4 protein-coding genes and 3 tRNA genes are annotated in these 3,091 nt (G+C 51.7%); all 7 read left to right on the forward strand.

What is annotated here, in order from left to right; translation table 11 throughout:
- Window positions 1-201: 201 nt before the first annotated feature.
- The gene (gene birA / locus AACY50_RS28420; RefSeq protein WP_339434339.1) at window positions 202-1,155 is read left to right on the forward strand and encodes a bifunctional biotin--[acetyl-CoA-carboxylase] ligase/biotin operon repressor BirA; all 954 of its coding nucleotides are present in this window, start codon (window positions 202-204) and stop codon (window positions 1,153-1,155) included.
- Window positions 1,145-1,894: a pantothenate kinase gene (locus AACY50_RS28425; protein WP_339434340.1), complete on the forward strand. Its 750-nt coding sequence runs from the start codon at window positions 1,145-1,147 to the stop codon at window positions 1,892-1,894. Before birA ends, AACY50_RS28425 begins: the two co-directional genes overlap by 11 nt.
- A gap of 7 nt (window positions 1,895-1,901) precedes the next feature.
- Window positions 1,902-2,336: a hypothetical protein gene (locus AACY50_RS28430; protein WP_339434341.1), complete on the forward strand. Its 435-nt coding sequence runs from the start codon at window positions 1,902-1,904 to the stop codon at window positions 2,334-2,336.
- 143 nt (window positions 2,337-2,479) lie between these two features.
- Window positions 2,480-2,564 (forward strand) — tRNA-Tyr (locus AACY50_RS28435).
- A gap of 25 nt (window positions 2,565-2,589) precedes the next feature.
- Window positions 2,590-2,663: transfer RNA gene (locus tag AACY50_RS28440), tRNA-Gly, on the forward strand.
- 26 nt (window positions 2,664-2,689) lie between these two features.
- A tRNA-Thr gene (locus AACY50_RS28445) sits at window positions 2,690-2,765 on the forward strand.
- Between the two features lie 85 nt (window positions 2,766-2,850).
- Window positions 2,851-3,091 (forward strand): GTP-binding protein (locus AACY50_RS28450; protein WP_339434213.1); only part of this gene is annotated, 241 nt, incomplete at its 3' end.

Consider the following 3,091-nt stretch of genomic DNA (forward strand, 5'->3'; position numbering starts at 1 on the left):
AGCAGTGAAACGATGCATCGCCGATGGTAGTGTGGGGTTTCCCCATGTGAGAGTAGGTCATCGTCAAGATTAAATTCCGAAACCCCAATTGCGAAAGCAGTTGGGGTTTTGTTTTGCCCGCAGGAAATGTGTCTGCTTGTTTTCTATGCAACGGCCCGGCGCATGGCTATTATTCGGGCCTCACTGTGAGGCGAGACCTACATGCTGACGTTGTTGAATCTTCTGAAGGATGGGCGATTCCATTCTGGTCAGGACCTAGGCGCCGCCTTAGGAATTAGTCGAAGTGCGGTATGGAAGCAGCTTCAGCACTTGGAGGCTGAGCTTGGGCTGTCCATTCACAAGGTTCGGGGGCGAGGTTATCAGTTGGCTGCGCCGCTTGTGTTGATCGATCCTCTTAAAGTGGCGCGGATGAAAGAGAGTTGGCCAATTGCGGTTTTTGATTCTATCGACTCGACTAATGCTGAGGCTTTGCGCGCCATTGGCCGGGGGCAGGCAGCGCCATTTTTAGTGCTTGCCGAGCGACAGATATCTGGACGTGGGCGTAGAGGGCGCAAGTGGGTTAGCCCGTTTGCCGAAAACCTTTATTACAGTCTCGTTCTGCGAATTGATGGTGGGATGCGCCAGCTTGAGGGCTTGAGTCTTGTTGTTGGGTTGGCAGTCATGCGAACCCTGCAAAAGCTCGGCGTCACTGGCGCAGGTTTGAAGTGGCCTAACGATGTTCTCGTCGGCAATAAGAAAATTGCCGGTATTTTGCTGGAGTTGGTTGGGGATCCGGCTGATGTGTGTCACGTGGTACTAGGTATAGGTATTAACGTAAATATGCAGGTTGCAGAGGAGGTTGATCAGCAATGGACTTCCATGCGACTTGAATCTGGTACAACTTGCGATCGTAACGTTCTGGTTTTCGAGTTAAGCGAACAGTTGCAGTCATATATACAGCGTCAGCAGGTCGGTGGTTTTTCAGTTCTCCAGGCAGAATGGGAGGAAAACCATTTGTGGCAGGAGCGATCAGTGTCGTTGATTGCTGGTGTCAGCCAGGTTGATGGTGTTGTGCTGGGGATTGATAGCCAAGGCGCGCTGCGTTTGCAGGTGAGTGGTGTGGAAAAGGTCTTTAGCGGTGGCGAGCTCAGCCTGAGGTTGCGTGATGATTCTTGAGCTTGATTGTGGCAACAGCTTCATAAAGTGGCGCGTGCTGAGTGCCGAGGCTGCTGTTTTGATCGCAGAGGGGGTGGTTGACTCGGATCAGGCTCTGCGTGATGGTCTATTTGCTCTAGCTGGATTGTCGCTAAGCAAATGCCGTCTTGTTAGTGTTCGTACTCTCGAGGAGACGGGAGCGTTAATCGAAATGCTTCGGCGGGATTTCGATCTGACAGTTGTATGTGCAGAGCCAGCTCGTGAAATGTCTGGTGTTAGAAACGGTTATGAGGACTACGAGCGCTTGGGGCTTGATCGTTGGTTAGCGATGCTCGGCGGATTCCACTTAGCTGAAGGTGCATGTCTGGTGCTGGATTTTGGCACGGCGGTAACGGCGGACTTCATCGCGGAAGATGGAGAGCATCTCGGGGGCTTTATTTGTCCTGGCATGCCGTTGATGCGTAACCAGTTGCGCACCCATACACGAAAGATACGATACGGTGATCTCGCGGCTGAGCGTGCATTGACAAGCCAGGCTCCCGGTCGGAGCACTGTTGAGGCGGTGGAGCGCGGTTGCTCTCTAATGCTCAAAGGGTTCGTGCTCACTCAGATGGAAATGGCACGAGCCTATTGGGGGGAGAGTTTCACTGTATTTCTTACAGGGGGGGATGCCGTATTAATAGCAGATGTTGTCCCAGAGGCCAGGGTTGTTCCTGACCTGGTGTTCGTGGGCTTGGCTATGGCGTGTCCTTTGTCCTGAGGTCTGTATGCGTTGGTTGTTCCTGCTGTTCCTTGTTCTCAATGTTTTCTATTACGTCTGGCATCAGCAGGAAGCACCTTTGCGTGCAAAAGATGTCACCCCTCTGAGTTTGTATAAAGGCCCCCAGCATGACATTCGTTTGCTCAGCGAGAGTCTGGATGCTTCTCGAGAGAATGCTGGTGTGCGCTTTGAGGAGCGCTGTCTTTATTTGGGGGGATTTGCTCGTCAGGATTTGGTTGAAGCGTTGGGGCGCCGTTTGGCGGAGATGGATATCAAGGCTTCGCCGTTGCCTGACGAGCGTCCGGCAACAGGATACTGGCTGCGTATCTCACCTGAAGGTCAGCGATTGTTGGGTGCTGATCAGTTGCAAAACCTTTCCAAGGAATTCAATGAGTTAAAACATAAAATAATGCTGTGCGAAGGGGTTGCGCCTGCTGAATAGTTTGCATAGAATGGCGCCCGCTCCACAGTGAAGACCTGAAGAGGTGGTCATGAAGGAGTGGTGTCAATGCAGCTAACCTCAAGTTTTTAAATGAGAAAATGCTTGACAGGGGTTTGGCATAGTATAAAATGCCGGCCTGATTAGGAGGGGTTCCCGAGCGGCCAAAGGGATCAGACTGTAAATCTGACGTCTACGACTTCGAAGGTTCGAATCCTTCTCCCTCCACCAGATTTAAGCGTGAGCTGCAGGCTCTGCGGGTATAGTTTAGTGGTAGAACCTCAGCCTTCCAAGCTGATGATGCGGGTTCGATTCCCGCTACCCGCTCCAAGCTTGCAGGTTGTGCAAAGTGTTTCGCTCTTGTAGCTCAGTTGGTAGAGCACACCCTTGGTAAGGGTGAGGTCAGCGGTTCAAATCCGCTCAAGAGCTCCATATAGCAAGGCAGATATGAAAATATCTGCCTTTGTTTTAATGGTTGATGTTGTTTGTCTAATTCTTCTGTTTGAGGGTGATATCGATGGCTAAGGAAAAATTTGATCGTTCCCTGCCCCATGTTAACGTAGGGACCATCGGTCACGTTGACCACGGTAAAACCACTCTGACCGCTGCTCTGACTCGTGTCTGCTCCGAGGTTTTCGGTTCGGCCGTAGTTGAATTCGACAAGATCGACAGCGCTCCAGAAGAAAAAGCTCGCGGTATCACCATCAACACCGCGCACGTTGAGTACAACTCGCTGATCCGTCACTACGCTCACGTTG

The sequence above is a fragment of the Pseudomonas sp. RA_15y_Pfl2_54 genome, assembly GCF_963971015.1.
In the GTDB taxonomy this organism is placed as follows: Bacteria; Pseudomonadota; Gammaproteobacteria; order Pseudomonadales; family Pseudomonadaceae; genus Aquipseudomonas; species Aquipseudomonas baetica_A.